This is a genomic window from Aeoliella straminimaris (genome assembly GCF_024054565.1).
Classification (GTDB): Bacteria; Planctomycetota; Planctomycetia; order Pirellulales; family Lacipirellulaceae; genus Aeoliella; species Aeoliella straminimaris.
Window position 1 is genome coordinate 207,951 of record NZ_JAMXLR010000003.1, and the last position, 26,365, is coordinate 234,315.

Annotated in this window: 19 protein-coding genes; 11 read left to right on the forward strand and 8 right to left on the reverse strand. The window is 60.2% G+C overall.

The annotated features are described in order from the left end of the window. Positions 1-187: 187 nt before the first annotated feature. Together fadA and NG895_RS00800 are read right to left on the reverse strand one after the other, a co-directional pair. Positions 188-1,345 (reverse strand): acetyl-CoA C-acyltransferase FadA, encoded by a 1,158-nt coding sequence (fadA, locus tag NG895_RS00795; RefSeq protein WP_252850532.1) that lies wholly within the window; start codon positions 1,343-1,345, stop codon positions 188-190. 45 nt (positions 1,346-1,390) lie between these two features. Beyond that, on the reverse strand, positions 1,391-3,541 hold the full coding sequence (locus NG895_RS00800; protein WP_252850533.1) for a 3-hydroxyacyl-CoA dehydrogenase NAD-binding domain-containing protein: 2,151 nt from the start codon (positions 3,539-3,541) through the stop codon (positions 1,391-1,393). Between the two features lie 171 nt (positions 3,542-3,712). Between NG895_RS00800 and NG895_RS00805 the strand changes: the two genes are divergently transcribed. Beyond that, on the forward strand, positions 3,713-4,222 hold the full coding sequence (locus NG895_RS00805) for a DUF4430 domain-containing protein (RefSeq protein WP_252850534.1): 510 nt from the start codon (positions 3,713-3,715) through the stop codon (positions 4,220-4,222). A gap of 54 nt (positions 4,223-4,276) precedes the next feature. Next, positions 4,277-4,855 (forward strand): DUF6580 family putative transport protein, encoded by a 579-nt coding sequence (locus NG895_RS00810; RefSeq protein ID WP_252850535.1) that lies wholly within the window; start codon positions 4,277-4,279, stop codon positions 4,853-4,855. Positions 4,856-4,927: 72 nt separating this feature from the next. On the opposite strand, the gene NG895_RS00815 is transcribed toward NG895_RS00810, so the two are convergent. Further along, complete coding sequence (locus NG895_RS00815; RefSeq protein WP_252850536.1) at positions 4,928-6,319, reverse strand: hypothetical protein; 1,392 nt, start codon at positions 6,317-6,319, stop codon at positions 4,928-4,930. 246 nt (positions 6,320-6,565) lie between these two features. Here NG895_RS00815 and NG895_RS00820 point away from each other — a divergent pair, with 246 nt between their 5' ends. Beyond that, complete coding sequence (locus NG895_RS00820; protein WP_252850537.1) at positions 6,566-7,507, forward strand: histone deacetylase family protein; 942 nt, start codon at positions 6,566-6,568, stop codon at positions 7,505-7,507. Positions 7,508-7,510: 3 nt separating this feature from the next. Here NG895_RS00820 and NG895_RS00825 read toward each other — a convergent pair whose 3' ends face one another. The 3 genes from NG895_RS00825 to NG895_RS00835 all read right to left on the reverse strand — a co-directional run bounded on the left by NG895_RS00825 (position 7,511) and on the right by NG895_RS00835 (position 12,839). Beyond that, positions 7,511-10,087, reverse strand: coding sequence for a hypothetical protein (locus NG895_RS00825; protein ID WP_252850538.1), 2,577 nt, complete (start codon positions 10,085-10,087; stop codon positions 7,511-7,513). Between the two features lie 805 nt (positions 10,088-10,892). Further along, on the reverse strand, positions 10,893-11,450 hold the full coding sequence (locus NG895_RS00830; RefSeq protein WP_252850539.1) for a DMP19 family protein: 558 nt from the start codon (positions 11,448-11,450) through the stop codon (positions 10,893-10,895). Between the two features lie 375 nt (positions 11,451-11,825). Further along, positions 11,826-12,839: a hypothetical protein gene (locus NG895_RS00835; RefSeq protein WP_252850540.1), complete on the reverse strand. Its 1,014-nt coding sequence runs from the start codon at positions 12,837-12,839 to the stop codon at positions 11,826-11,828. A 649-nt stretch (positions 12,840-13,488) separates the two neighbouring features. Here NG895_RS00835 and NG895_RS00840 point away from each other — a divergent pair. The 4 genes from NG895_RS00840 to NG895_RS00855 all read left to right on the forward strand — a co-directional run bounded on the left by NG895_RS00840 (position 13,489) and on the right by NG895_RS00855 (position 19,819). Then, positions 13,489-14,532: a PEP-CTERM sorting domain-containing protein gene (locus NG895_RS00840; RefSeq protein ID WP_252850541.1), complete on the forward strand. Its 1,044-nt coding sequence runs from the start codon at positions 13,489-13,491 to the stop codon at positions 14,530-14,532. A 109-nt stretch (positions 14,533-14,641) separates the two neighbouring features. Further along, the gene (locus NG895_RS00845; RefSeq protein WP_252850542.1) at positions 14,642-15,271 is read left to right on the forward strand and encodes a hypothetical protein; all 630 of its coding nucleotides are present in this window, start codon (positions 14,642-14,644) and stop codon (positions 15,269-15,271) included. A gap of 136 nt (positions 15,272-15,407) precedes the next feature. Further along, positions 15,408-16,058, forward strand: a complete 651-nt coding sequence (locus tag NG895_RS00850) for a sigma-70 family RNA polymerase sigma factor (protein ID WP_341871423.1) — start codon at positions 15,408-15,410, stop codon at positions 16,056-16,058. Between the two features lie 110 nt (positions 16,059-16,168). After that, complete coding sequence (locus tag NG895_RS00855; protein ID WP_252850543.1) at positions 16,169-19,819, forward strand: protein kinase domain-containing protein; 3,651 nt, start codon at positions 16,169-16,171, stop codon at positions 19,817-19,819. Positions 19,820-19,829: 10 nt separating this feature from the next. Here the strand turns inward: NG895_RS00855 and NG895_RS00860 are convergent, their stop codons facing one another. Together NG895_RS00860 and NG895_RS00865 are read right to left on the reverse strand one after the other, a co-directional pair. Beyond that, the gene (locus NG895_RS00860; protein ID WP_252850544.1) at positions 19,830-20,219 is read right to left on the reverse strand and encodes a hypothetical protein; all 390 of its coding nucleotides are present in this window, start codon (positions 20,217-20,219) and stop codon (positions 19,830-19,832) included. A 28-nt stretch (positions 20,220-20,247) separates the two neighbouring features. Next, entirely contained in the window at positions 20,248-21,327 is a 1,080-nt protein-coding gene (locus NG895_RS00865) for an SAM-dependent methyltransferase (protein WP_252850545.1), read from the reverse strand. Between the two features lie 65 nt (positions 21,328-21,392). Here NG895_RS00865 and NG895_RS00870 point away from each other — a divergent pair, with 65 nt between their 5' ends. The 4 genes from NG895_RS00870 (at position 21,393) to NG895_RS00885 (ending at position 25,599) form a co-directional block, all read left to right on the forward strand. Next, the gene (locus NG895_RS00870) at positions 21,393-22,160 is read left to right on the forward strand and encodes a DUF1295 domain-containing protein (RefSeq protein ID WP_252850546.1); all 768 of its coding nucleotides are present in this window, start codon (positions 21,393-21,395) and stop codon (positions 22,158-22,160) included. A 171-nt stretch (positions 22,161-22,331) separates the two neighbouring features. Further along, on the forward strand, positions 22,332-23,636 hold the full coding sequence (locus NG895_RS00875) for an NAD(P)/FAD-dependent oxidoreductase (RefSeq protein WP_252850547.1): 1,305 nt from the start codon (positions 22,332-22,334) through the stop codon (positions 23,634-23,636). Then, positions 23,582-24,436: a DUF1365 domain-containing protein gene (locus tag NG895_RS00880; RefSeq protein WP_252850548.1), complete on the forward strand. Its 855-nt coding sequence runs from the start codon at positions 23,582-23,584 to the stop codon at positions 24,434-24,436. Before NG895_RS00875 ends, NG895_RS00880 begins: the two co-directional genes overlap by 55 nt. A 203-nt stretch (positions 24,437-24,639) precedes the next feature. Beyond that, positions 24,640-25,599, forward strand: coding sequence for a class I SAM-dependent methyltransferase (locus NG895_RS00885; protein WP_341871424.1), 960 nt, complete (start codon positions 24,640-24,642; stop codon positions 25,597-25,599). Positions 25,600-26,365 lie beyond the last annotated feature (766 nt).

The window sequence follows — 26,365 nt, forward strand, 5'->3', positions numbered from 1 at the left end:
TCACCAGATTTTGGATAAGGGGTTTATGAAAAGCCAATGGTGCGTCGCCACACGCCATTTACATGGAGTATGTGGCAAAGCACTAAGACAAGCGGGGGCGTATTTACCTGCCGGCGAGAAACGGGTCAACACCAGTTTCCGGATGTGGCCAAAAAAACTTTGGCTACGATAGCACCGCCTGCGGTGGTTACAGACGCTCGAACACCGTGGCGATGCCCTGCCCCAGGCCGATGCACATGGTTGCCAGGCCCAGAATTGCATCACGGCTTTGCATGGCATGCAACAGCGTCGTAGCGATGCGGGCCCCGCTGGCGCCCAGGGGATGGCCGATGGCGATCGCCCCGCCATTGACGTTGACCTTCGACTCGTCGAGCTGCAGCGCGCGAATGCAGGCGATGGACTGCGCGGCGAATGCCTCGTTTAATTCCACCAGGTCGATATCGTCCAGCGTCAGCCCCGCTCGCTGCAGTGCTTTCTGCGTGGCAGGTACCGGTCCGGTGCCCATCACGGCCGGATCGACCCCCACCACGGCCGTGGCCAGCACTTTGGCCATTGGTTTAAGCCCGAGTTCACTGGCCCGCTGGTCGCTCATCACCAGCACGGCGGATGCTCCATCGTTCAGCGGCGAGCTATTGCCGGCGGTAACGGTGCCCACACCCGGCATGAACGCAGGCTTGAGCGCCGCCAGCGCTTCCATACTGGCGTCATCGCGTACGCACTGGTCGCGGGTGCATTGCACTCGGTTGCCTGCTTCGTCCCGGCCCCAGATGGGAATGATCTCCGCATTGAACGCCCCGGACTCAAACGCCGCGGAGGCCTTTTGATGACTGGCCAAGGCAAACTCGTCTTGCTCCTGGCGCGAAATAGCACCCGACTGCGCGAGGAACTCGGCGGTTACTCCCATCAGCAAGGTCCCCTTGCTGGTGTTCTTGAACAACCGCGGATTGAGATCCACACCAGCGTCCATCGGAATGTGGTGCATGTGCTCGGTGCCGCCGATGATGTGCACGTCTTCGGCTTCGGCAATGATCGAATGCGCGGCTTGATTGAGCGCCTGCAAACTGCTGCCGCACAACCGGTTGATCGTGGCCCCACCGGTCTCGAACGGCAGATCGGCCATCAGCCCAACGATGCGCCCCATGTTGAGGCCTTGCTCGCCTTGCTGCTGTGTGTTGCCGATCAAAACGTCTTCGACCGCCGCGGGGTCGATACCCGTTCGCTCGACCAACGCCCGCACCACCGCCGTTGCCAGGTCGTCGCTTCGCACATCGCGAAACATACCGATCTCGGCGTGCGACCGTCCAATCGCGGTTCGACAAGCATCAATAACGACGGGAGTAGGCATCGGGGACAGGAGCGTGGGTCAGGTTTCAGGATCAGCGATTCGGATTCAACGGGCGTAGAACTTCGAACCCTCTTTGGCTCGGTTGAGTATCATCTTGGTTGGTTCGTAGCGTTTGCCGAGCGACTTGAGTTGCTCGAGCTTTTCAACAATCGTGTCGGCGCCCACCTGGTCGGCCCAGAAGAACAAGCCCCCCAGGAATGGCGGGAAGCCAATGCCCATGATCAAGGCCAGGTCGACATCGCGAACGTCGTCCACGATGCCCTCTTCCACGGCGCGGGTTGCTTCCACCAGCATCGGCAACAACAGTCGATCGGTCAAATCGTGGGATTGGCTCGCCGAATCGGCCAGCTGGGCGATGATGGCATCGGCTTCGGCACTGGGCTCTTTCTTCCAGCGGCCACGTTTATCTTTCTTCCAGTCGAAAAAGCCCTTGCCGTTCTTCTGCCCCAACCGACCGGCCGAAACCAACTTGTCGACCACGGGCGTGGGCACCACGCGATCGCTGAAGGCTTCCTGCAATACCTTGCCAGCGTGCAGACAGACATCCAGCCCCACGACGTCGTGCAACTCGATGGGGCCCATCGGCATTCCGAACTCTTTGGCCGTTTTGTCGATCGCCTTGATCGTAGCGCCTTCGCCCAGCAGCACGGCTGCTTCGTTCATGTAGGGCAGCAACAGCCGATTGACGAGAAAGCCTGGACCATCATTCACCACCACGGGAAACTTGCCCAGCTGCCGGGCAAATGCCGCAGCGCGTTCGATGGTCTCGTCGCTCGACTTCTCGCCCCGAATCACTTCGATCAACGGCATCTTCCGCACTGGGTTGAAGAAGTGCAGTCCGCAGAACCGCTCGGGGTGTTTCAAGCCCGAAGCCAGCTTCGTGATGGGAATCGTCGACGTGTTCGAGCAAAGCACGGTGCTGTCCTTGGCGATCGGTTCGATTCCGGCGAACAACTTCTGCTTGATGGCCGCGTCTTCGATGATCGCCTCGACCACAATGTCGCACCCACCGACTTCGGTAGACTCGGTTACGGTCCCCAGGTGTTGGCCCAGGTCGAGCACCTTCTCCAGGTCGGGACCTTTTTTCTCGCGATCGTAGGCGGCTTCCTTCAGCACCGACTTTTCACCGGCCGCCAGGGCATCGGAGCGGTTGTCGGCCAGAAGCACGTCCACGCCGCGCCGCAAACCAACCGCTGCAATGCCCTGGCCCATGGTGCCGGCGCCAATCACTCCCAGGCTCTGCTCCTTCGTCTTGCGACTTGCTCCCGCTCCGTTTTTATTGCGATCCTGCAGGAAAAACACGTTCAGCAGCGATCGATTGATGGGCGAACCAAACAGCGGGGCAAACTGCTCCGATTCCATCTTCGACGCCGCATCGGCATCGACCATGGAAGACTCGAGCAGCAACTCCAACGCCACCACGGGGGCCGGGTAGTGGCCGCCTGTCTCCTTCTGGATCATGGCCACGGCCGTCGCGCCCAGGAAGGCGAGTTCGGTTTCGGTCATCGCGATCGGCTGGTTCCACCTCTCGCGATTGGCAAGATAGGTGCCCGCTGCGCGGTCGGCGTGAATCATCCGCGCTGCCGCTTCCAACAGATGGTCCTCCACCTTTTCGCCGGCCGGCACGATATCGTCGGCCAGCCCCATCTTGTAGGCTTCCACGCCGCTGGAGTTCGCCGTGCTGGTGATCATCTCCACGGCATTGGCCAATCCAATGACGCGCGGCGTGCGGACGGTGCCCCCCCAGCCGGGGAACAGTCCGAGTTTCACTTCGGGGAAGCCGAGCTGTGTCTTGGGGTTATCGGTGACGATGCGACGATCGCACCATATGGCCAGTTCCAAACCGCCGCCAACGCAAATGCCATCGATGCAGGCCACCGTTACGTAGCTGCAGGTCGACAAGCGGCGAAACAGGTCCTTGCCTTCCTGGCTGACAGCAATGATCACATCGGCCGGCTGATCCAGCGACGCCGCGAACTCTTTCAGATCGGCGCCGGCAATAAAACTGCCAGGCTTGGCACTGGTAATCACCAGGCCTACGATATCCGTTCGCTCAGAAAGTGCGTCGAGGTGCGCGTCGATTTCCTCCAGCAGATCGCGGGAGAGCACGTTCAGACTGTGCTCGGCATGGTCGAGCGACAAACGTGCAATGCCTGTCAGCGGAAAGTCGAGCTTGGTATGGCGAAAAGCCGTCATGGCGATTGCTTCGACAAGGACCGGGGCGAGTCATTCCTCCACACTCGCCAATGTGATGTTCAAGGTAACCTACAACGATCGCGGGAACTAGGAGGCAACGGCCCTTTGCGAGTTTGTGCTGCGTCTGGCTGCAGTTCCATTTTACGCATGGGTCGATTGACAGGGTCCACCATGTATGGCCAACTAGTTGTCATGGCCGAGTCGCCCCAAGCTGCCGAAACCTCCCCTTCTAACAAGCAAAACTGGCTGATCGCCGTTTTGCTGCTGGGGGTGCTGGGCATCGTGCTGGCCGTGAATTTTTTCGCCAAGCAGTCGGTCACTCGGGTGAGCACCGACGGCAACGCCCAGCCCGCAAAAACGGACATCGCCCCCGCCGAGGGCATCACGCTGCTCACCTCGGGCGAACCTTCCCTGCCAACCGTTACGGTCGCGTTTCAGCCTGGAATGGTAGTGCTCGACGCGTTGGTGGCCGCTGAGCAAGCCGACTCGCGGTGGCAGTTCAGCTACCAGGGCACAGGGGATTCTGCATTGTTGATCAGCTTAGCGGGATTGGAGAGCCAGGGCTCGGACGGTCGAAACTGGCTGTATGAAGTCAACGGCGAACTCGCCCAGCGAAGTATCGGTGTCGAGCCCGTGAAGCCGGGCGACCGTGTCTTGTGGAAGTTCGCCACATACGAATAATAGGGAAAGCTGGCTAACAGCTTTTTGGCACCTGATTTTTAAGAGGATTCTGCCGTGCGACGGTTCTTGCAACTCAACAGCGATCACTTGGTCTTCGTTCTTCTCGTTGTCATCGCCGTGGTTGGCCGGATGGGCCGCCCCGACTGGAACTTCACGCCAGTGGCCGCGACCGCGTTGTTCGCCGGGTTCTACTTTCGCAATCGGCTGATCGCCGCGATGGTGCCGCTGGCGGCGCTCGCGATCAGCGACTTCGCCGAGCCGGTGCACAGCAGCCGCTGGGTGATGGCCACCGTGTGGGCAGCCATGTTGTTGCCAGCGGTACTTGGTCCTTGGTTGCGATCCAGCCAAACTAAGCTTCAAGCCATTACGCGTGGTACGGTCGGCGCGCTGGCGCCTTCGGCCTTGTTCTTCCTGACCACCAACTTCGCCGTGTGGGCCGTAGATGCGTTGGGCGGGAGCAACATGCTTTACTCGTCGAACCTGACGGGCCTGGCAGCGTGCTACGCCGCGGGCATTCCGTTCTACGCCAAGATGATTGCCGGCGACTTGTTCTACATGTCGCTGCTGTTCGGTGCCTACGCACTGGTTACCAGCGCTACACGGCAGCCGGCTTCCACGCAGCCCTCGCTGTAGGGCTGCCGAACGGCAAACACGGTCGGACCGCAGAGCCCTGCGGGCTGGAGCAGTAGAAGTTTGCGAGGCAGTCTATGCCCCGGGCTGGGCCGCGCCTTCTTCCATCATCTCTTCAGCGGCTTCCTCGTCACTTTCGGGTGGTGCCTCGACGGCCTCCACGCCAAGTGCGGCCGTGGTGTCGGCAACGGAAGCGGCCATTTGCTTGATGTTGTCGGCCAGTGTCAGTTCGACGATGTCGCGATCGGCGGCCTGGCTGATCACCGGGTTGATGGCCTTCACCACGTCATCCAGCATGCCAACCAAACGGGCATCTTTTACCGTGGGCTTCACGGCTTCGATGCCCTTCTTCAAGCCGCTCAGACGCAGCAGTACGCGACGGGCCTGATATTCGCTGGGCAGTTCGGCATCGCCGCTGAATCCTCCCCCAAATCCGCCGCGGTATCCGCCTCGCATGCCGCCCATGCCACCACCGGGGCCCAAGACACTCTCTTCGAATTCCACGGCCCTCTCCTGCTCGTCCGACGTGATGTCCGTGGCCAACTGCAGCATGGTCTGGGCGGTCTTTTGCTCGTCGATGCCAGTGGCCGACTGGTATGCAGCCTTATAGGCTTCCAGTTGCTCGGCGATGCGAACTCGCGTGTTCAGTCGCGTATCCTCATCGCCAATGGCCTTCATCATGGCCAGGTGCACTTTATTGCCATCGCCTAGTGCACCAAATCCTGCCAAACCGCGGGCGGCAATTACTTTCATCCATTGCGCGACGCTTGGCTGAATGTCGTGCGGCATGTCGTCTTTCTCCAGCACAGCCAGCAGAGCGTTCGCCGTGGCGGTACGATTCGCTGGGGGCAATCCCTCGTACGCGGCGGCATGACGCTCCAGCCCGATCAGCGCGCCCACAATCAATGGTGCCGGGGTACCAGCGTCGTTGATGCCATCCGAAACGTATTTCGTGAGGTACTCGTTGGCTTCTGGCAGTGGCTTCGGTTCGCTACTGCCTCCGCGACTCGCGTACTCCGCATCGAGTTCGCCGATCAGCAGCATTGCATTGTATCGCACCGCGGGATGGCACCTGGCCTCCACGACTTGCTTGACGACGGGAAGGGTAACGGTGGTCACCCCCTTCGCCACGGTTGGATCGGCATTGCGCAGGAAGCTGCGAACATAGTCGCTGCGAAGCCTCGCCAACTCGCCCAACGACGCCGCGTCGTATTGAGTCATCAGTGGCAAGTAGTAGTTCTTAATAAATAGACCGAACTCTCTTCTGCGTTCGGCATCATCCGTCGGGCTTCGGGCATAGCTCTTTGCGCGGGTCATGCCGAGTCGCTTGGCCGACTCGTCGATCGGCAACGACTGGAACTGAGCCCGGGCACACGGTGCGGCCACCACTGCAGCGATGAGCGCGAGCGAGTATACCGACAACCGACCGGACAAAGTGCGAGCGGCAAGATGGCGAACAAATAGCACGGCAGTTCCTCGAACAGGGGTGCCCCGCCCCAGGGTGTCGTATTCCCCGGACAGGCACGATAAAGTGAAAAATGGCAACCACTTACGCCGGCTGCCACTCCTTCCAGACTAGCAACCAAACCGCCTAAAATCAAGAATTGAGCTAGCACGTCGCCGGCAGGCAACGCCCTCGGAGGGTGCGAAAAAGCCGGTTCTATCAGCAAATCGTTGGCCTACCCTGGTTTTATTGCGGGCGCACACGGTCTCATGACACTCATCTACTACAATCTCCAGGTCCTCGATCACCACACCGGGGCCCACCCCGAAAACGCCAAACGCCTGGCCACGGTCTCCGATTATCTCGACTCGCGGGACATTTGGCGGGGCGACCGAATCGACGCCTGGCAGCCCGCCGAGCTCGAGCTGGTCGCCCAGGTGCATGATGCCGAATACCTGCAGAGCATCCAGCAGCTCTGCGCCCAGGGAGGTGGCCAGCCCGACCCCGACACGCTGGTCTCCCCGGCCTCGTACCGGGTGGCGATGCTCACCGCGGGGGCAGCCGTCGACGCCGTGCAGCGCGTTTTGGCTGGCGAAACGACGCAGGCGCTTTGCCTCACCCGACCGCCGGGCCACCACGCCGTACATTCTCACGCCATGGGCTTCTGCCTGGTGAACAACGTGGCCGTGGCCGCCCGCGAGGCCATCGAGAATCACGGGCTCGAACGGGTGCTCGTCGTGGACTGGGACGTCCACCACGGCAACGGCACGCAGGACCTGTTTTACGACGATCCCCGCGTGGCATTCTTCTCGATCCACCGCTCGCCGTTCTATCCCGGCACGGGGGCGGCGGACGAAACGGGCACCGGCGATGGCCTCGGCACGACGCTCAACCTGCCCATCGCGTATGGCACTTCGCGTGATCGCTACCTGGCCGACTTCACGCATGCGCTGAGCGACTACGCCGATCGACATAAGCCCCAGCTCGTGCTGGTGAGCGCGGGATTCGATGCCCATCGGCTCGATCCCGTCGGTTCACTCGGATTGGAAAGCGAGGACTTCGAGTCGCTCACCTTCGCGGTGCAAGACGTGGCCGCCGTGCATGCCGGCGGGCGCATCGTCAGTTTGCTGGAAGGGGGATATCACCCCGACATGCTGGCCGAAAGTGTGGGATACCATCTTGCCGCCTTGCGCGAGCGCGATGTCGCGTAGCCCCTACTCTTCGCCGAACACGCGGGTGCTCTCTTCCTTGCGGACCGGCTGGGTAATGTCGTCGGTGCGAACTTCGACCAACACCCGTTGATCGCCGGGCTTCTTACCCTGCACGTCGACACGGTACACGGTATCGGCCTTCGGCGCCAGTCGCGCCAGGGGCTCGAACACCACGCCCTCGGCTTCCACGTGGTGACGCGTCTCGCCCTGGGCGCCGGTCACCGTCATGCCGGGCGGAATCAGTGCGGTCACTTGAACATTAGAAGCGGCCTTCGAACCTTGATTCACCACGCGAATTTCGTAGCTGGTCGAGCCGCCAACCTCGATCGGGTCCTGGGCGTCGTGCACTTCGAACATGATGGCCGCCAGACCTTCGATCCGCACCGGCTGCGTGGTACGATCTTCCAAACCTTCGCGGGCTCGGCCTTCCACTTCAATGGCGTGATCGCCCGACTGAATTGGCATGGCGACCAACTCTACCGAGCCTTGCTGTCCCTGGGGTAGCTCGGCCAGCGACCAATACACACTGTGCGTCGCGACATCGTACTCACCCAAGTTGTTGGCCCGTACAAACTGCATACCCTTGGGCAGCTTGGTTACCAATTGCACGTCTTTCGCCGGGGCGGTGCCGGGATTGTCGACATTTACCGTGTAGGTGGCTTGTCGCTCGAGGTAGCGTCGCGAAGGTCCATCGACCGACACGGACAGGGCGGGCGAAATCACTTCGAAGTCCACCTGTTGCTGTACCTGCAAGTTGCCATCGGCACGGGCCGTGAGCACGTTCTGCACCACGCCAGGCTTCTCGGCGGTCAGCACCAGTTCCAGCCGACGTGTCTCGCCGGCACGCAGCGTACCGACCTCCAGTTCCAGCGCTGGGCCAGCCTGGTGACGGACGTTCTCCGGCACGTTTTCCAGCAGCATCACGTTCGTGGCGTCGCCGGTTCCGGGGTTATGTAGTTCAATGGTGATGCGTTGCTGGCGGCCGATCAGCACCTCGCCGGGGGCACTCATGCGCAGTGCCAGTTGTGGCCGCGTGCAGCGTGTCTTGGCCGACGCGTGCGAAGCAAACGTTACCTTGGCAACGCTGCCGATTTCGCCTTCCTCGGTCGGCATCAATTCCACTTCCATGGTCCGCTCTTCACCGGGCGACAGCGTGCCCAACTGCCAGGCCAGGCTCGGACCACTTGTCTCGGCCTGCGGCTGCGCGGCCACCAGTCGAGTGCCCTGCGGCACCTCGTCTTCGACCACCACGTTGTCGGCGGGACGCTGCCCGATGTTGCGAACCTTGATCACAAACTTGCACTGCTTGCCAACCTGAATCTCTTCCGGAGCAAACTTCTGCAACACCAGCGACGGACGCTGCGGACCTTCCAACGCGCGCTCGCCGGGTCGGCCGGTTCCTTCATCGATCGCCGCACCACTGGGCATCGTGGCCGGTTGCGAAGTGAACGAATTCTGCGATTCATAGCTGGGTTGAGCTTCAACCGGTTGTGCACCACCAGATTGGCCGTAGCTGGGTTGGGCGTCGTACGCTTCCATGGGGGACGAAGCTCCCTCCGGAGCACGTTCGACCGGCGCCGACGCAGCAAACGCATCTGCCGCGGGCTCCGAGAAACCTCCACCACGATAGTTGTCTTGCTCAGCGACCATCGGCTCGATGGGAGCCGACTGAATGGGAGCCGAGTCCATGGGGGCGGGCTCGTAGCCGTCCTCGGCAGGCGGTGCACCAATTGGTTGCGCCGCCGCCAGCGGTTGAGCACCATCGAAACCAGCCGGCTCGGGCTGCACCGAAGCCGTGCGGAGCGGATTGTCGGCCGGCGCCGGTGCTTCCACCGGGGTTTCCAGTTGACGGTAACCGCCCTGCGTCTGCTCCATGGGCATCGCTACGGGAGTAGTGAAAGCGTTCTGTGCCGCCTGATTGTTGGCCGGCAACGCCTGGCCGCCATCGCTCGGTGCTGCACTCGTCGGTGCATCGTTGCCAAAGGGACTCGCACTCTCGCTACCTCCGCGCAGCGGGTTGGTTGACGCCATCGGCTCGGCTGCAGGCAAAGCACCTACTGGCGATTGACCTCGGGCCACCAGTTCGTCGGCGCCGTGCGGCTCGTCCGACATCTCCTCGAGCGATGCATCGGCCGCCTCGGTGGGCTCCAATGCCGCGTAGCGGTCATCGACTGCAGGCAACGGAGGTACCGGAGCCGGTTCCACCGGCGCGTCGGCCGCTGCATAGCGATCGGCTGGCACTTCGGGCACTGCGTCGAGCTCACCCATACTGGTATCCACTGCCAGACTCTCGGCCGAGTCGTTCTCGACCGGTTGTTCTACCTCCGTCGGTTGGGCCTTGGTTGCTTGTTCGCGTTTGAACGCCCCGGCCAGGCCTTCCAGCGTGTCGTTCCCCTGCTCCTCTGTCTGCTCTTCCTGGGCCGATGCAAACCCGGCGTCCAGGTCGTTTTGGGTTTCTTCGCTCAACGACGAACCACCGGTCCCCAGCCACAGAAAACCTCCCACGCCGCCACCCGCCAACAGGGTCGTTGCCAGAATTGCTGGAAGCAGTACACGACGTCGCGACTTCGGTTTGGACATGGCTCAGGGTTCCCAATTCCGTTGGGTCAGTTGGAATTCATTATTCGAGTCAGCGCAACGGTCCGTCGCCGCGCTAGTTGCTGCTGCGGGTAGTATCAGATTCACAGATCCCACTAAAGAGCGATTCGCCCGCGGTGCTAGCACCCGGGGCGCCAAGCTGGATGGGCAGCTTCCGATCCAGCCGAATCGCAACCACCCGTTGTCCCCAGGGGGGATAGACCCCCTTCGCCCTAAACCCTTCCCCTCAAGCCACTTAGAGTTTTGGTCCCGATGTCTCGCAGGGGAACTTCCATTGGTGGTACCAAAACCCGGCAGGGCTTCACGACAAGCAATTGCATAAGTCTTTTGATACAAACGACTTACCGCTCGCATCCATGAAACCACAGCAAGAGTTTCCCCCAGGGTGGCCCGCAGGTGGGACAAAAACTCTTCGGCCCCCCGCCGACCTACTCACCTCCCAATTGCCAAACAACGAGCCACGCAACGCCCGGCAGTTCCATTAGATCAAACTGCAGGGTGAATTCTACGGCGAAGTTTTTACACCCGGCCTATTCAAGCGTTTCTGGGAGCTAAAGAGCGACAGGACGGGGCCTCCTGGGGGCACATGATGGGATGCTGCTAAACACCCAAAATGTAACCTCGAGGCCCCGGCTTCCTAAATCTTCACACCGCGGGGAGTTGAAGAGCTGTCGACGAGACCCATAACGACCAGCATCACCCGCCGAAATGGGCGCGAGTGACTTTGATTTCGCGAAAAAAAGCCCGACGGCCCATTCCGGTCGGGTGCATGCGATTGTTCTGTCACCTATTTGGGCAACGACGCAAATTCTGCTTCGTTTGCCTTGATATATCCGTTGAGTTTTTCCATCACGCCGTCCATCGCGCTAAAGTACATTGAATCCGGCGAACTCTTATCCTTCATGGAATCGAGAAGGTTGTATTTCGATTGCCACATTTCGAGCCGGCGATCAATATCCGCCGGCGGCGTTGAATTCGGAAAGACTGCAAACGCCTTCTCGAAAGCGGCCGACGCGTCTGACGCACCAATCGTCTTATAAGCTTGCCGAGTGAGTAGAAATTCGGGATCACCAGGAAAGTCGCCCTCGAAGAGATACTGAAAGCCGCCGTTTCCGAGTATGCCGTAAGAATGGTAGACAAGCATCACGGTCTGCTGCGGCTTTGGTATCTTTGACGGATCCACGTCTTCACCGTGCTTTTTCAGGATTCTCTTGAACGTGTCGTCAGCGAGGTCAATGTTCACCATTGCCGAATCCTCTGTTGCCTCAGATGTTGTGTCGGAAGACTTAGAGCTGCACCCGACGACGGGCACGAGCGTCGCTGCATACAAAATGATGCGATGCAATGTGGATGACTCCTTGGTGACAGAACTTGTTATTAGACAGACACTTCTTCAGTAATCCTGGCATACTGAAGGAGACCTTCAGTAAAGCAGAATCCTATTGTAGCGGGTTGCCGAATGTGATCTCAAGCTAGGTGCTTCGCGACAGCACTGGAACTCTCCTCCCGCAAACGCGCTGGCATCTAGGCCGCTGAGGTTGTCACAACCTCTGTCGGATTGGGAACTTCCGAACGCGCAGTCGGGGCAGCTCTCCTCACCAGCTTCGAGAAGACCTGAAGCAAGCTGAACCACGTCGTCCGACACAGGTTTCTACTGCCGCGGAGCCGCAGCTTGCCAATCGACGCGGTGTGGTGAGGTTACGGAGACGGGATATCGCAGTTAGTCGTGGACTAGTGCCGCGAGGTTTCGCCGACAGAGCGGTGGTATCGCCACCCCGAGGAGCAGCCACAGCGGGTTGGGCTCGGGCACCGCCGACACGGCCAACGAGGTGACGCGACAGTCGATCATGCTGGTGAGCGACAGGCTGGTGAGGTGGTCGGCCACAAATTGCTCAGCAATCTCGAACTGGGCCAGGTCGCTGTAGTGCTCGGGAAGGACCTCGTAGTTGAAGTCCGATACCGTGGACATCCTGAACAGCGTCTGAAAGTCGTCCGGATTCAGTTCGAGTGGCAGTTCGGCCGTTTCGAACATCGAGTTGTCGTTGGCAACCATCAGTAGGCTGGCTTCCTCGAGGTGCACCTCCGGCGATTTGGTGACCTTGATTATTAGCGGGAATGGGGGGAGCTGCGCAGCGATCGCGGTGCCGGCGAACGTTTGGCTCAAGTTGACGCTCGATGACGGAGGTACCTCGTTGGGCAGGGCTGGCAGATCGTCCAGTGTTGCCAGCGTGGCCAACAGTCGATCCGTAATGCCATCGCCAACCATGTAATTTGAGATTCGGATCGGTCCGTTGCTTTCCGACTCGTTCACCGCTCCGAGTCCCGGCATATCGAAGTCCAAACCGAAGTATTCGGACTCATACACCCCGAGAGACTCGATCAGCACGTCAGCTGGCTGCGAGGTATCGTAGGTGAGCTCGCCTGTCACCAGTGGATTGGCGTCGGCCCAGGTCGCCAGTCCAGAGTCCGCCGAAATGTCGGGGAAGGCGGTGAGTTGGTTGGTCACCGTATACTGTCCCAATAGGTGCATTGAAACCAAGCTGCTCAAGTTGTACCCGCCAGAGGTTGCCTCCGGTCGCTCGGCGCTGAAGCTCAGCGTCACGCGTTCCGCCCTCGCAGTACTTGTACCCAACACACCAACTGCCAGGGCAGAGCCCATCACGGCAAGCAGCCAAAGATGATCCTGAATGCGCACGACCCGCGCAAGGTTTTGGGTGATTGTTAAAGCTCGCATTACTCTCCTCCGTAAATCGAATCAGTACCGCCCACGTCTACCCATGAGTTGCGCCCCTAGGTTCGCGCGGTACAGGGAGTTTATTCGACTTGCGAGCGAAGCGCCTGAATCTTCATCCAATCTTCACCCGTCGATTGGGCGAGCTCATGGCCGCCAGTCCTCTGTAAGAAAGTCGCCGTTGCATTCATTCGTGGGTGTGTTCCAATGGAGTTGCTTTAGGTTGCGTACGTCCAGAGTGCGGGGCCTGGGGTCGGGTTGGATTAGAGTGAATTGGTGAGTTTCCGTCTCTCGGATCCCTCCCCGATTTTTGGGACACGTTTTGGTACCACTCCGAGTTTTGGGACAGCTCGCTGACCATGTGTGGAACAACTCGCGGGGTTTTGTCGCCCCCCCGAGTGGTTTGGCCGGCAAAACAAGTGGATTTTCGATTTTCGGAGCACCGACACGGGGGGAGTTTTGGGCCCATGAATGTAGATGGTGGAACTTGTACCAATACTTCCATCCATAGACGGGGGCGAGTCGCGCTCGGCAGAAGCTGTGCGGCCTGGGGACGGCGGCCGCTTGATCGAGTTATACTGGCATCATCCGTCGCCGCGTGAGGCGACAATTTGAACATATGGGTCCTGTATCTCTCCTTTCGCGCAGAACGATGAACTCGAGGCTTTGTTGTATAGGACTGCTGGCCGGGGTCGCTGCCCACGGGTTTGCCGCGGCGCAGAGCCAGACGACCTACAACCGGCTCGATGACCTCGGCGACAACACGGTGCAAACGTTCGTTACCGAGCAGTCGGCCTCCTTCGGTGGAGTGTCGCTACTGCTCAAGGGGCACGGGTCGGGCCGGGATGTCACCGTGCAGGTACGCCGGCTGCTGTACGATGGCAGGCTTTCGACCACGGTCGTTGCCGAAGGCACACTGGCAGCCTCCGAAATCTCGACCTCTACGCCCGAGTGGCGATACATTCAGTTCGACTCGCCGGTTCAAGTCATGCGTTGGTTGGACTACGGCCTGGTACTGACGCACCAAGAAACGGGTCCGCCAGGCTATGTCGATTACGGCACCGCCATTGGCAATCCCTACGGCGAGGGTCGAATAATGCACGAAGGATCGCCGGGAGCAGTTCTTAGCCTGGTGCAACCGAATCTCGACCTGGCTTTTGAGAACATCTACACCACGTTCGAGCCGATCAGACTGCGAGTCGATCCCGCGACCGAAACGATTACCGCGACGGGCTCGTTCGATTACACGCTCGACCACAGGGGTCAGTTCTTGCTGACCAATGGCAACGGCATCGGCGATGGCAGCACATCCGAGCAGCTTAGCTTCCAGCCCATTTTGCGAGCACTTGGGGGCGGCACCACCGGCAGCGAGGGAATCTACCTGGCCGACGACGGGATTGGACTCAGCTTCACCGGAACGAAGGCAAATGGCCTGGTCACCATGAACGCGGTGGATGGCGCCACGATCTCGTACGCTTTGGCTACCGACGCACAGAAGGCTTACCTGGAATCGGCCGCCGCGGGCCGCGAAGTCCTGCACGTGGCCACCGGCCGCGGTGCCCCCGTGCAGGTGGTGCTGGTTCCGGAACCCTCGTCGCTGGTACTGCTGGGCCTTGGTAGCCTGGCGCTGCTGCGATTTGGAGCGACGGCCAGCCAAAGGGCTCGCCGGGCTTGCAAGCAAGCACTGCCGGCGTGATGCATTGCGGGATGATCTTGCCCTTGCTTGTGGGAACGAGTAATTGCAGTCCAGTACGGACTCTGCACTGTTCGCCCACCCCAAGCTTGCACCACCTGGCGAGGTCAACATGAAAAGCGTTCTTCTCTACGGATCATTGCACCTGGGTGTCGTGTGGGTGAGTTGCGCGAGCCTTCCCGATATGGAGGAAGCACCGGAGACAGTAGCCGCGCCCGTGGGGGCCAACAAACAACAACTGCCCGACTCGGTGCAGATTACCAGAGAGCCCGATTTGTCGTCGCTCTCCCCTTCCGACAACCGATACACGGTCGTGGTCGGGGTGGCCTCGGAGACGTTGTCGTTCAATACGCCCAAGTTAACCACTCGCGATGGCGAACGACTGTGGTTGTCGGACTCCAAAGATGAGACCTACACCGTGGCCGTCGTACACGATGGTGACGTGGCACTGCCTATCACGAGGAAGCTTACCGAAGGCTCGGAGTTCGAAGTCACGGTGCTTTCCATCGACGAGAACCGAGTGCTGGTGGACGTGGCCGCCAAGCTACGCTTCGTCGACGCTTCGAAGCCCGAAGATGCGGGGCAACCGATGGAAGTGAAAGTGAATACGCTCGAGGGGCGTTTTGCCAAGACGGTGCCGATTGGCGAGAAGGCCACTGCCTCGTTTGGCGGTAAGCAGGAGTGGGGCCTGCACGTCACGGTGCAACGGGCGGAGTCGATTACCAACGAATCCGCCGAGTGATCGCCGCCGTCGTGGCTGGAGCTCTTTTCTTCGAGCGCAGCAGCAAAGCCAGCCCGCTGCCCAAAACGACACCCACCACCTGCACTTAACCGCCAACTCGGCGGAGTTCCGCGATCACGCAGATCGCGTGTAGCAAATGCATCGCCACGATTGCTCCATCAAGCCCGATACCGGGGAAGTGCCTTGCTGGCGAGAGCAATCGGCTATAATCGCCCGCATGGCCGAAGTGACGCAAATCTTGTCGCGAATGGTGTCGGGTGATCCAACTGCATCGGACGAACTATTGCCGTTGGTATACGACGAGTTGCGTAAACTTGCCAAAGTGCGGCTTGCGCGAGAGAAGCCTGGGCAGACCTTGCAAGCAACAGCGCTGGTGCATGATGCATACCTGCGGCTGGTGGGCGACGGCCAATCACCTTCGTGGGACAGCCGAGGACACTTCTTCGCCGCGGCCGCCGAAGCAATGCGGCGGATCCTCATTAATCGAGCCCGCGACAAGGATCGCCTCAAGTGCGGCGGCGGTTGGCAGAAGGTCGACTTGGACCAGGTGGAACTGGCCCTTTCGACACCCGACGAGATTCTCCTCGACTTGGACGAAGCAATCAGCGCGCTCGCAGAGGAAGACACCGTGGCGGCCAAGCTCGTCAAACTGCGGTTCTTCGCTGGGCTGACGCAGGGGGAGGCGGCCTCGGCGCTGGAGATTCCTCGCCGAACGGCCGATCGACATTGGGCCTTTGCCAGGGCGTGGCTTTACGATCGCCTGCAAAACGGCGAGCACGGCAACTGACATTCGAGCAGAGAACTTACAGAATCTTGGAGGAACTCTGGCGCACGAAGCGTTGAAACGGGGCATTGAAGAGTAGGCGATCCTCTATGCGACTTCTGAGGGGGAGTAACGTGAGCGACACTAGTCTTAGAGCCCAGGAAATCTTTCTCGCGGCGCGGGAAAAGTGCACACCTGGAGACGTAGCAGCCTGCCTGGATAGTGCTTGCCGGGAAGATTCTGCCCTGCGACAACGTGTCGAGCGACTGCTGGACGCGGACGCCAAGGCAGGCGACTTTCTGGGGGGCGGCTCAACGAACTCCGGTACGGTCGACCTGCCTGCGGTCACCGAGACGGTCGGCGACACCATCGGGCCCTATAAGCTGCTGCAGCAGATTGGCGAGGGCGGGATGGGCATCGTCTACATGGCCGAGCAGGCCGAACCCATCGAACGCCGGGTGGCCCTGAAGATCATCAAGCCCGGCATGGACAGCCGGCAAGTGATCGCCCGATTTGAGGCCGAACGACAAGCCCTGGCGATGATGGACCATCCGAACATCGCTCGGGCACTCGAGGCCGGCATGACTGACACGGGCCGGCCTTACTTTGTGATGGAACTGGTTAAAGGGGTGCCCATCACGGAGTACTGCGACAACCATCAGTTATCGCCCCAGGAGCGTTTGAAGCTGTTCGTCCCGGTCTGCCAGGCGGTGCAACACGCCCATCAGAAAGGGATCATCCATCGCGATATCAAACCATCGAACGTGCTGGTCGCCCACTACGACGATGTGCCGGTGCCAAAAGTGATCGACTTTGGCGTGGCAAAGGCGATCGACCAGCGGCTGACCGAGAAGACGATGTTCACCGAGTTCGGCCAGGTGTTGGGCACGTTCGAGTACATGAGTCCTGAGCAGGCGCGGTTCAACCAATGGGACGTCGACACCAGGACCGACATCTACTCGTTGGGAGTCCTTTTGTACGAGCTACTTTCGGGCGAGACACCCTTCGATCGCCAACGGCTTCGCAGCGCGGCCATCGACGAGTTGATGCGCATCATCCGCGAAGAAGACCCTCCCCAGCCAAGCACTCGGTTGAGCAAGAGTCTATCGCTGCCAACCATTGCCAGTAAACGCAAGACCGAACCCAAGGAACTCGGCTGCCTGCTACGCGGTGAGCTCGACTGGATTGTGATGAAGGCGCTCGAGAAGGACAGAACGCGACGCTACGAGACGGCCAATGGCCTGAGGATGGACATCCAGCGTCACCTGGACGGCGACCCAGTGATCGCGGCACCACCGAGTACCAGCTATCGCTTGAAAAAGATGGTGAAGCGTCACCGCCTGTCGTTTGGGATCGCCGCGTTAATCGCCTCATTCCTGGTGCTGGGCTTCCTCGGCGCAGCGTTTGCGGCGATTCGAAACGACCATCTGACACAACTCGCCCTGGAGGCCGAGAAGCGTGCCGATCGAGCCAAGCAGGACGCGCAGCGATCGCAGTACAACTCCGACATTCCGCGGGCCAATCAGCTGCTGCAGGAGGACAAGCCAAGCCAGGCACGCATGAAGCTCACGGCGGCGCCGGCCAAATATCGCAATTGGGAATGGGCACGGTTGGCCGATCTTGCCTGGCGGCGTCACAACGCTCCGCAAAAAATAACTGCCGCTCCCTCCTCCACAACTGAATTCTGGGCGTTGCGACCCGCGGTGGTGGCAACGGAATTTCTGCCTTGGGACCTTCCCGGCGGCCTGTACGGAGGGTTCTTTGCCGACAACGCGTCGGTCTACTTTTACTATGCGCGGGAGGAGATCAAACGCTTTTCGGTCGCATACGGCGAGGAGCAGGCCCGTTACACGGGACGCAGCGAAACCTCCATCACGGTGGCTCTCAGTCCCACCGGATCGAAACTCGCCAGCTTCCCATTCTCCAACGCTGCGATAGTGTACGACGTAGATTCCGAAGACGTCGTGGGTCGCGGCCGCGACGACCTGGAGCTGAGTCCGCCCTGGACCTGCAGCTGGAGCCCCAACGAGATGTATCTCGTGACTGGTCACATGGATGGGACGCTGCGCGTGTGGGACGCTCGCTCGCCGACAGTCGACCTGCTGCACAAATGCAAGGGGCACGAAAGCAACACGGTGGACATCTACTTTCCGCCTTCGGGCGATTCGGTCTGGTCGGCCTCGAACGACGGTACCATTCAGAAGTGGTCGCTGCCCGAGGGAGAACGGCTCGCGACATATCGTGCGCCGGGTGAGGGCAAAGTCGCTTATCAAAAGATCTCGCCCTCGGGTAAGCTGGCCGCCACTCTGACGGCCGATGGTCATCACTACCTATGGGAGATTGATTCGCAGGAGGTGACCCATCAGTTGCCGGGTGATGGCGAACCTTTCAAAGGCCCCCAGTTTCCTCAGTGTCGATTCAGCAAGGACGAAAGCTGCCTCGCGGTAATGACCGGGGACAAGGGGTTGAATGTCTACGATGTCGCCAGCGGCCGCCTAATCAACGAGTTCGACGGGCATGGTGTGTGGCTCAACAGCCTCGACTTCTCCGATGATGGAACGATGTTGCTGACGACTTCGGAAGATGGCCGTGCCAAGATCTGGAGTTGCGTACCCGAGCAGAAGGCCGACGAGTTCCAGGCACACGACGACGTGGTCTACCAAATGGACATCGATGCATCGAGCTCCAGAATACTGACGGGATCGTACGACACGACCGCCTCGGTGTGGAGTCTCAGTGACCATCGACGCCTCATCGAGTTCACCCAGCACGAAGCCGAGATAGTGGCGGTTGACCTGCATCCCGATGACCGCCGCGCCGCCACGCTCGACGCCGAGGGCGTGTTGCACGTTTGGGACACCGTCACAGGTGTGTCAAGTATCTCGATCGATCCGGAGTCGGATGATTTTGCGAGCCTCATCAGCGGCGCCGGTGGCGGGTTGCGGTCGAACGTCTTGAACTTTCCATCGGTGCTTTCCTCGGGCATTTTTACGCCAGATGGCTCACGCTTGGTCGCCTTTCAGCGGGACGCCATGCGGGTGTTTGACGTCTCCACCGGCAAAGAGCTTCTATCGCTCAAGGGTGCCGACGCGTGCGGCTGGCCAGTCTATAGTCACGATTCGAAGCTGGTGGCCATTCTTGAGATGAACGCCAAGAGCCTGGGCGTATGGAACATTCAGACCGGCAAGTTGGAGAGTCGCCTTACACATGGCAAGCCTCTGGTAATGATCGACTTCAGCCCCGTCGACCATCGAATCGTAACGTCTGCGATGGGTTCGGAGATCATTGTTTGGGACGCCGACAGCGGCACCAAACTGCACGAGATGATCGACCCGGCCGGCAACGCCACGAGTTGCTCTTTCTCGGGCGACGGTCGGTACATCCTAGTCGGTTATGCTGACAGCAAGGTACGTATCTGGAATACCGAATCGGGCGAACTGCTCACTACGCTAGCAGGGCATAGCCAGCGTATCCGCGGAGTAAGCATCAGTCCGGACGGCACGCGGATTCTGACGTGGGCCATGGACAACAAAGCCATGATCTGGGACCTCACCAGTCCCCAAGCCAACCAGCTACTGGTGCTTCGCGACCGCAAGGCAAAGCTGATTCAGGCCCACTGGGCTCCGGATGGCCGAGACATCGTGGCGGCGTGGTCGGACGGTGTGGTCGAAGTGTGGCACGGTGCGACGGCCGACGATCTTGCCACACTCACGCCCGACCCCAAAAGCGTAGGTCGCGATTTTGAAAAGTGGCGCGCGGAGTACATGAATCGGGCGACGCACTAGGAAGCCGTGGCTATCGACTTAGCTGGCGGAGAAAGAAGTACAATCCCAGGCTGACCAGAAAGATCACCCATTCGCCGATCGCCAGGCGGAGCGTGAAACCATGGGCGGCATCGTACAGGGCGAAGCTGATGGAGCGGAACAGGACCAGCCCGCCGTGAATCGCTAGACAGGCCATCAATCCCGCCATAGCCGTCCCGCTGGTGGCCGCGAGCGCGAGCAGGGCCAGGCCGATGCCGACCTCGAGCCCGCCGTAGACGGTGAAGAACTCGGATTTACCGCCCTCCCCCACCCGGCTGAGCCCCACCTTGGCCGAGGTCGTCTCGGGAGCCGCGGCGCACCAGATGCCAAGGCACACGTAAAGCACTGCCACAACTGCCAGGAAGATTCGAGCGACTAACATTGGGTCCTTCTTTATACGGGTGGCGTGGCTAGCTGCTTTGCGGAACGAGTTCTGGTTCCGCTGTTTGCTCGGAAGCTACGGATGGCGAAGTCACGGCCTGTGGTTCGAACAGGTAGTGCCCGACGAACCACCGTTTGCCCCCTTCGAAACGGAACAGTTCGCCACAGGCCATGAAGAACATTCGCCACCGCTGTAGCATGACTTTGGCCTCTCGAGTGGAGAGATCTTCGGCCAGCACGCTGACCAGTTCGTCCCAATTGCTGTCGAGGTTTGCGAGCCAATGTTCGCAGGTCCGCCAGTAGTGCATCCCATCGACCTGCCACTGCTGGGCGACGCGGAGGTGCCGATCGAACTGGGCGAACAGATCGACCGAGGGCATCGTGCCACCGGTGAAGAAATGCCGCCCCATCCAGTCGTCCTTGCCGTCGGTCTCGAAAACGTAGGGCTCGTCGCGATGGCAGAAGACATGGGCGAACAGTTTACCACTTGGCCGCAGCCATGTGGCGATCCGCTTGAACAGCAGTTCGTAGTTACGCAGATGCTCGAACATCTCGACCGACACGATGCGGTCGAACTGACCAGGCGGTGAATAATCGATGATGTTGGCCGTCTCGACGGTAAGGTTCTCGATGCCGAGCTGCTCCGCCCTGGCCTGAATGAACTGACGTTGGCGATGCGAGTTGGAGATGGCCAGGATCTCCGCCGTCGGATACTGCTCGGCCATCCACAGCGAAAGGGAACCCCAGCCGCAACCGAGTTCGAGAATCCGCTGTCCGCCAGCCAGCCCGGCCCGCTCGCAAGTCAGTCGTAACATGGCTAGTTCGGCTTCTGCCAGCGTTGAATCGGGCGTGGGATAAAGGCAGCAACTGTACTTTAGCCGCGGACCGAGCACGCGCTCGAAGAACTGCGGGCGTTCCTCGTAGTGCTGCTGATTGGCGGCCTCGGTATGCACGGCCAGCGGCGACTCGCGGAGCGTCTGCACAAACGATTGTAGGCTCGCCGCGCGGTTGGACTCAAGGTCGGCACGTTTGCCAAGCAGACGGCGAATCCCCAGGCGAATTACACTATCGGGCAGCCATCGTCGTTCTGCTGCATCGATCAAGTTCATGGCAAGTGAGCTTTGCGTTATGGATTGAAAACCTAGAATCTCTGGGAGACACTGGAGAACTATTAATGTTGTCGTTACTGCTATGGAACCTGCTGACCGTCGCCTGCCTGCACACCGCGGTGTGGCTCGTGAGTCTGGCGAAGCGCGATGTGAGCATCGTCGACTTGTTTTGGGCAGTGGGGTTTGCGGTAGTCGCATGGCGTACCGCGTTGACTTGTGATTGGACGCCACTCTCGTGGGTGCTGGTCGCCATGGTGACCGTCTGGGCGGTACGGCTCAGTGGTTACCTCACCTGGCGCAATTGGGGTGAGCCCGAAGATCGCCGCTATGGCGCAATGCGTGACTCCTGGGGTCGGTCGTTTTGGTTGGTGAGTCTGCTCACGGTGTTCTGGCTGCAGGCTTTACTCACTTGGATCGTAGCGATGCCGGTGCAAACGAGTATCCCCCGCGGTGGAAACTTCGGCATTTTCGCGACCCTGGGGTTGGCAATCTGGGCCGTGGGGCTAGTATTTGAGACCGTAGCCGACTGGCAACTGAGCCGTTTCAAAGCCGCTGCGGAGAACCGCGGCAAAGTAATGGACCAGGGGCTATGGCGCTACACCCGCCATCCCAATTACTTTGGCGAGTTCCTCGTCTGGTGGGGCATCTACACCGCGACGCTCGAGGCCGGTTTCCTGTGGTGGACGCTGATCGGGCCGGTGGTGATGAGCTTGCTACTATTGAAGGTCTCCGGTGTCACGCTGCTGGAGAAGTCGCTCAAGTCCCGCAAACCGGGTTACGAAGACTACGCCCGCCGCACCAACACCTTCTTTCCGTGGTTCCCCAAATCGTAAGCAGAGAGTTAGTAAACCTGAGCTGCGAGTTTTTCGCAACCATGATGTGGTCAAACTACCAGCCACGCCTAAAGTCTCCCACTGACGCTCTTTATCGATGGGGACTCCATGCGAAGCACGAACGACCTACCGCGGACTGACGACCTCATGCATCTCGGGGAGGTCTCGTAGATGCGGATCGCAGTAATCGGCCTGGGAGTGAGCGGCGCGGTCGCGGCGCGGCTCCTGGCCACCCGTCACGAGGTAGTGCTATACGACGGCAGCCCCTCGCCCGGCGGACATGCCCTGACGGTGGAGGTCGAACACGCGGGTAGCGTAGCCGCGGTGGATGTCGGGTTCATGGTGTTCAACACCAAAACGTATCCCAACTTCTGCCGGCTACTCGACATGCTGAACGTGGCCTCGCGGCCGAGCGATATGAGCTTCAGCGTCCGCGACCCCCAGCGAGATTTCGAGTACCAGGGCAGCGGCCTGCGTGGGCTATTCGCCCAACGAACCAATGCCCTGAGTCCATCGTTCTGGCGAATGATCGCCGACATCCTGCGGTTCAACCGCCGCGGCCGCCACGCAGCCGACAACGGGACCATCACCAATCAAACGGTGGGCGAATTCCTGCACAACGGCCGCTACTCGTCGGCCATGGTGCACGACTACCTGGTCCCGATGGCCGCCGCCATCTGGTCGTGCACCCCGAGTGAAATTCTCGACTACCCCGCTCGGTTCATGATTGGCTTCTTCGCGAACCACGGATTGCTCCAACTGCAGGATCGCCCCCGCTGGCGAACCATCGTGGGCGGGTCGCGGCGGTATGTCGAACCGTTGCTGCATGACCTGCGAGACCGGTTGCGTCTCGGCGACCCGGTCGCCGAGGTTCGTCGCGACCTCTCCGGATTTCAGGTCGAAACCGACAGTGGCGACACCGACGACTACGACCAGGTGGTGTTCGCTTGCCACGCCGATCAGACGCGGCGGATTTTCACCGATGCAACGCCAGAGGAAGCCGAGATTCTGGGTGCATTCCCGTATCAACCAAATCAAGCGGTGCTGCACACCGACACCAATTGCCTGCCCCGCCGCCGTGATGCTTGGGCCAGCTGGAACTACTGTCTAACCAACGACAAACAGCATCCGGCCTCGGTGACCTACGACCTTGGCCGGCTGCAAGGCGTGGTCGAGCCCGGTCAATTGCTGCTTTCGCTGAATGCCGGCGATCGGGTCGCCCCAGAAAAGGTCCTTAGGACATTCGAATTTTCGCATCCAGCCTATACAATGCAGTCGATCGCAGCCCAGCGCCGCTGGGCGGAGGTTAGCGGTCGCGAGGGTGCACACTTCTGCGGCGCTTACTGGGGTTATGGGTTTCACGAAGATGGCGTGAACAGTGCCCTGAGCGTCGCAAAACAGTTCGGTATTGGGTTGGAAGCATGCACAGCTGCCTGTACGAAGGAGCCGTCGCCCACCACCGTCGCGATCCGGTAACGCACCGCTTTCGCTACGGTCTGGTGATGGCGTATCTCGACCTCGAGGAGCTGCCGCAGCTCGTCGGGCGGGGCAACCTGCTGAGCGATAGCCGCTACGGCCTGGCTTCGTTTCGCGCCAGCGACCGGTTGTTCGACGATTCGCAGACCCTCGACACGCAGGTGCGTGAACTCTGCGCCCAACGCTCGGGCAACAGGCCGACGGGTCCCATTCGCGTGCTCACACAGCTCCGCTGGTATGGCTACTACTTCAGCCCGCTGAATCTGTACTTCGCCTTCGATCCGGCCGGCGAGCAAGTCGAACAGGTATTGGCCGAGGTGAACAACACCCCCTGGGGCGAGCGACACGCCTACGTCTTGTGCGACCGCAACCGGACGACCGCCGGCCAACTGCGGTTCGAACACGCGAAGGACTTTCATGTTTCTCCTTTCATGAGCATGGAAGGCGACTATCGCTGGCGACTCACGCCGCCGGGCGAACATCTCACGGTCTGCCTGTCGCGCCGACTGCCTGCCGAGCGATCGTTCGATGCTGGCCTCACACTCAGGCGTAAACCACTTACAGCCGCAAACCTCCGATGGGCACTCGTCCGCTACCCAGCGATGACGGCCCAGGTGACCGCGGCGATTTACTATCAAGCCTTGAAACTCTGGTGGAAGCAATGTCCTTACTACCCCCACCCCCAGCGATCGCGGACGAGTCGGTCCTCGGAACAACAACCGACCACTCCGATCAAGCCGCCGGTAAACGATCGCGACGCTTCGCGCCAACGTGGCGCAACCTCGTCCATCAGCGGCTAACCACGCTGGCCCAAGGGCGGCTGACCATCGCCGAGGCGGCCGGCACCAGTACCTTCGGCCAGGAAGGTTCCGACTTCGCCGGTCACATCCGCGTGCGCGACGATCGCTTCTATCGCTGCATCGCCCTGCAAGGCGGATTGGGTCTCGGCGAGTCTTACGTCGACGGCCATTGGGATGCGCCCGAGCTAACGGCAACGCTGCGCGTGCTGGCCGCCAATCTCGATCGTTTGCGGGGCGTCGAGCGAGGACTGCCCAAGCTGTTCGCACCCGCCCGCCGGTTCGCCAATTGGCTCAAGCGAAACACGCCTGCCGGTAGCCGGCGAAACATCTCGCAGCACTACGACCTGAGTAACGAGTTCTTCGAGTTGATGCTCGACCCCACAATGACCTACTCCAGTGGCTACTTCCCGCATCCGCGTGCTACGCTCGAGCAGGCCTCGACCGAAAAATACGACCGGATCTGCCGCCAGCTGCAACTGAGCCCCAGCGACCACGTGCTGGAGATCGGCACCGGGTGGGGTGGATTCGCGATTCACGCGGCCACCAACTACGCCTGCCGCGTCACGACTACCACCATCTCGCAGGCCCAGCATGACTACGCGGCGGATAGAATTGAGCGGCAGCAACTGCAATCGCAGGTCGAACTGAAGCTAGTCGACTATCGCGACCTACAGGGAAATTTCGATAAGCTCGTTTCGATCGAAATGATCGAAGCGGTCGGCGAGCGATTCCTGCCAGGTTACTTTGCCAAGTGCTCGCAACTGCTGAAACCCAGTGGCGCCATGTTGCTGCAGGCGATCACCATCCCCGATTGTCGCTACGACACGTACCGAAATGGAGTGGATTTCATCCAGCAGCACGTCTTTCCCGGTGGGTTCCTGCCCAGCCCCAGCGCAATGACGGAGTGCCTCCGCACGCATACCGACTTCCGGCTGCAGAACATGGAGGACTTTGCCCTGCACTACGCGCGGACTTTACGCCTATGGCGTGAAAAGCTCTGGAGCCAACTCGATGCGGTCCGCGAACTGGGATTCGACGACCGCTTCTTGCGGCTCTGGAAGTACTACCTCTGCTACTGCGAGGCAGGCTTCCTCGAGCACCAGATCGGCGTGTCGCAGTGGATGCTCACCAAGCCCCAGTGGCCCGCCCCTGCTCTGGCGTAAACGGCTGTGGCCGCCAGCCAAAGGGTTTTGGCAGTTTTGTCCCCACTGCGACAAAACCCATCTCCCTAAACGCTTACTTCCCACGCACTTACCGTTTTGTCGCACCTGCCAACATGGCAAAAAAGCATTTATGGTACCAAAACCCCGACTGTTCTGGTCACAAGCGATTCCGTAAGTCGCTTGTTGACAATGGGTTACAAAACCAAGCACAACCAATGCAAACTGGGTTTTGGCGCTCGGTTCACCGCGGGTGCGACAAAACTCTTGGGAGGAGCCAGGATTCAGGAGTCGGGGGTCAGGGAAAGCGATGAGTTCCGAATCCCTACCCACGGCTTATAGCCCACGGCCTACAGCCTTCGTTCCACCAAATTGCCAAACAACCAGCCGCCCATCGATCGGCAGTTCCATTAGATCAGTTTGGTGGGGGAGTTCTACGGCGAATTTTTTACACGGGATTTTCTACAAAGTCGCTGAGCTCGGTTGAGAAATAGAAGGCAGCATTTCTATTGGTTCATTAAAGTAGAATGTCCCCTTTATTCGCCCTTTATTCGCCCAGTGGGTTTCACGAACGAGCAACTGAATTCCCTGAGACAGTCATACGGAAATGGTGAAGACTCACACGAGATCGTCCACAACTGCACAATTGTGGAGATCGAAGGCCTTTGCAGCGCGTTTCTCTGGCCGCCCGGCGCACCTTGCGAGGACCTACAACCCTTAAGGTGTGATACTACATATACGCAATGGGGCCTTGTGAAGTGGGTAGCCG

Bases quoted from the DNA above. Each gene is read 5' to 3' on its own strand.
- fadA (WP_252850532.1), bottom strand. From the start codon at position 1,345: ATGCCTACTCCCGTCGTTATTGATGCTTGTCGAACCGCGATTGGACGG.
- NG895_RS00800 (WP_252850533.1), bottom strand. From the start codon at position 3,541: ATGACGGCTTTTCGCCATACCAAGCTCGACTTTCCGCTGACAGGCATT.
- NG895_RS00805 (WP_252850534.1), top strand. From the start codon at position 3,713: ATGTATGGCCAACTAGTTGTCATGGCCGAGTCGCCCCAAGCTGCCGAA.
- NG895_RS00820 (WP_252850537.1), top strand. From the start codon at position 6,566: ATGACACTCATCTACTACAATCTCCAGGTCCTCGATCACCACACCGGG.
- NG895_RS00825 (WP_252850538.1), bottom strand. From the start codon at position 10,087: ATGTCCAAACCGAAGTCGCGACGTCGTGTACTGCTTCCAGCAATTCTG.
- NG895_RS00835 (WP_252850540.1), bottom strand. From the start codon at position 12,839: ATGCGAGCTTTAACAATCACCCAAAACCTTGCGCGGGTCGTGCGCATT.
- NG895_RS00840 (WP_252850541.1), top strand. From the start codon at position 13,489: ATGAACTCGAGGCTTTGTTGTATAGGACTGCTGGCCGGGGTCGCTGCC.
- NG895_RS00845 (WP_252850542.1), top strand. From the start codon at position 14,642: ATGAAAAGCGTTCTTCTCTACGGATCATTGCACCTGGGTGTCGTGTGG.
- NG895_RS00850 (WP_341871423.1), top strand. From the start codon at position 15,408: ATGCATCGCCACGATTGCTCCATCAAGCCCGATACCGGGGAAGTGCCT.
- NG895_RS00860 (WP_252850544.1), bottom strand. From the start codon at position 20,219: ATGTTAGTCGCTCGAATCTTCCTGGCAGTTGTGGCAGTGCTTTACGTG.
- NG895_RS00865 (WP_252850545.1), bottom strand. From the start codon at position 21,327: ATGAACTTGATCGATGCAGCAGAACGACGATGGCTGCCCGATAGTGTA.
- NG895_RS00870 (WP_252850546.1), top strand. From the start codon at position 21,393: ATGTTGTCGTTACTGCTATGGAACCTGCTGACCGTCGCCTGCCTGCAC.
- NG895_RS00875 (WP_252850547.1), top strand. From the start codon at position 22,332: ATGCGGATCGCAGTAATCGGCCTGGGAGTGAGCGGCGCGGTCGCGGCG.
- NG895_RS00880 (WP_252850548.1), top strand. From the start codon at position 23,582: ATGCACAGCTGCCTGTACGAAGGAGCCGTCGCCCACCACCGTCGCGAT.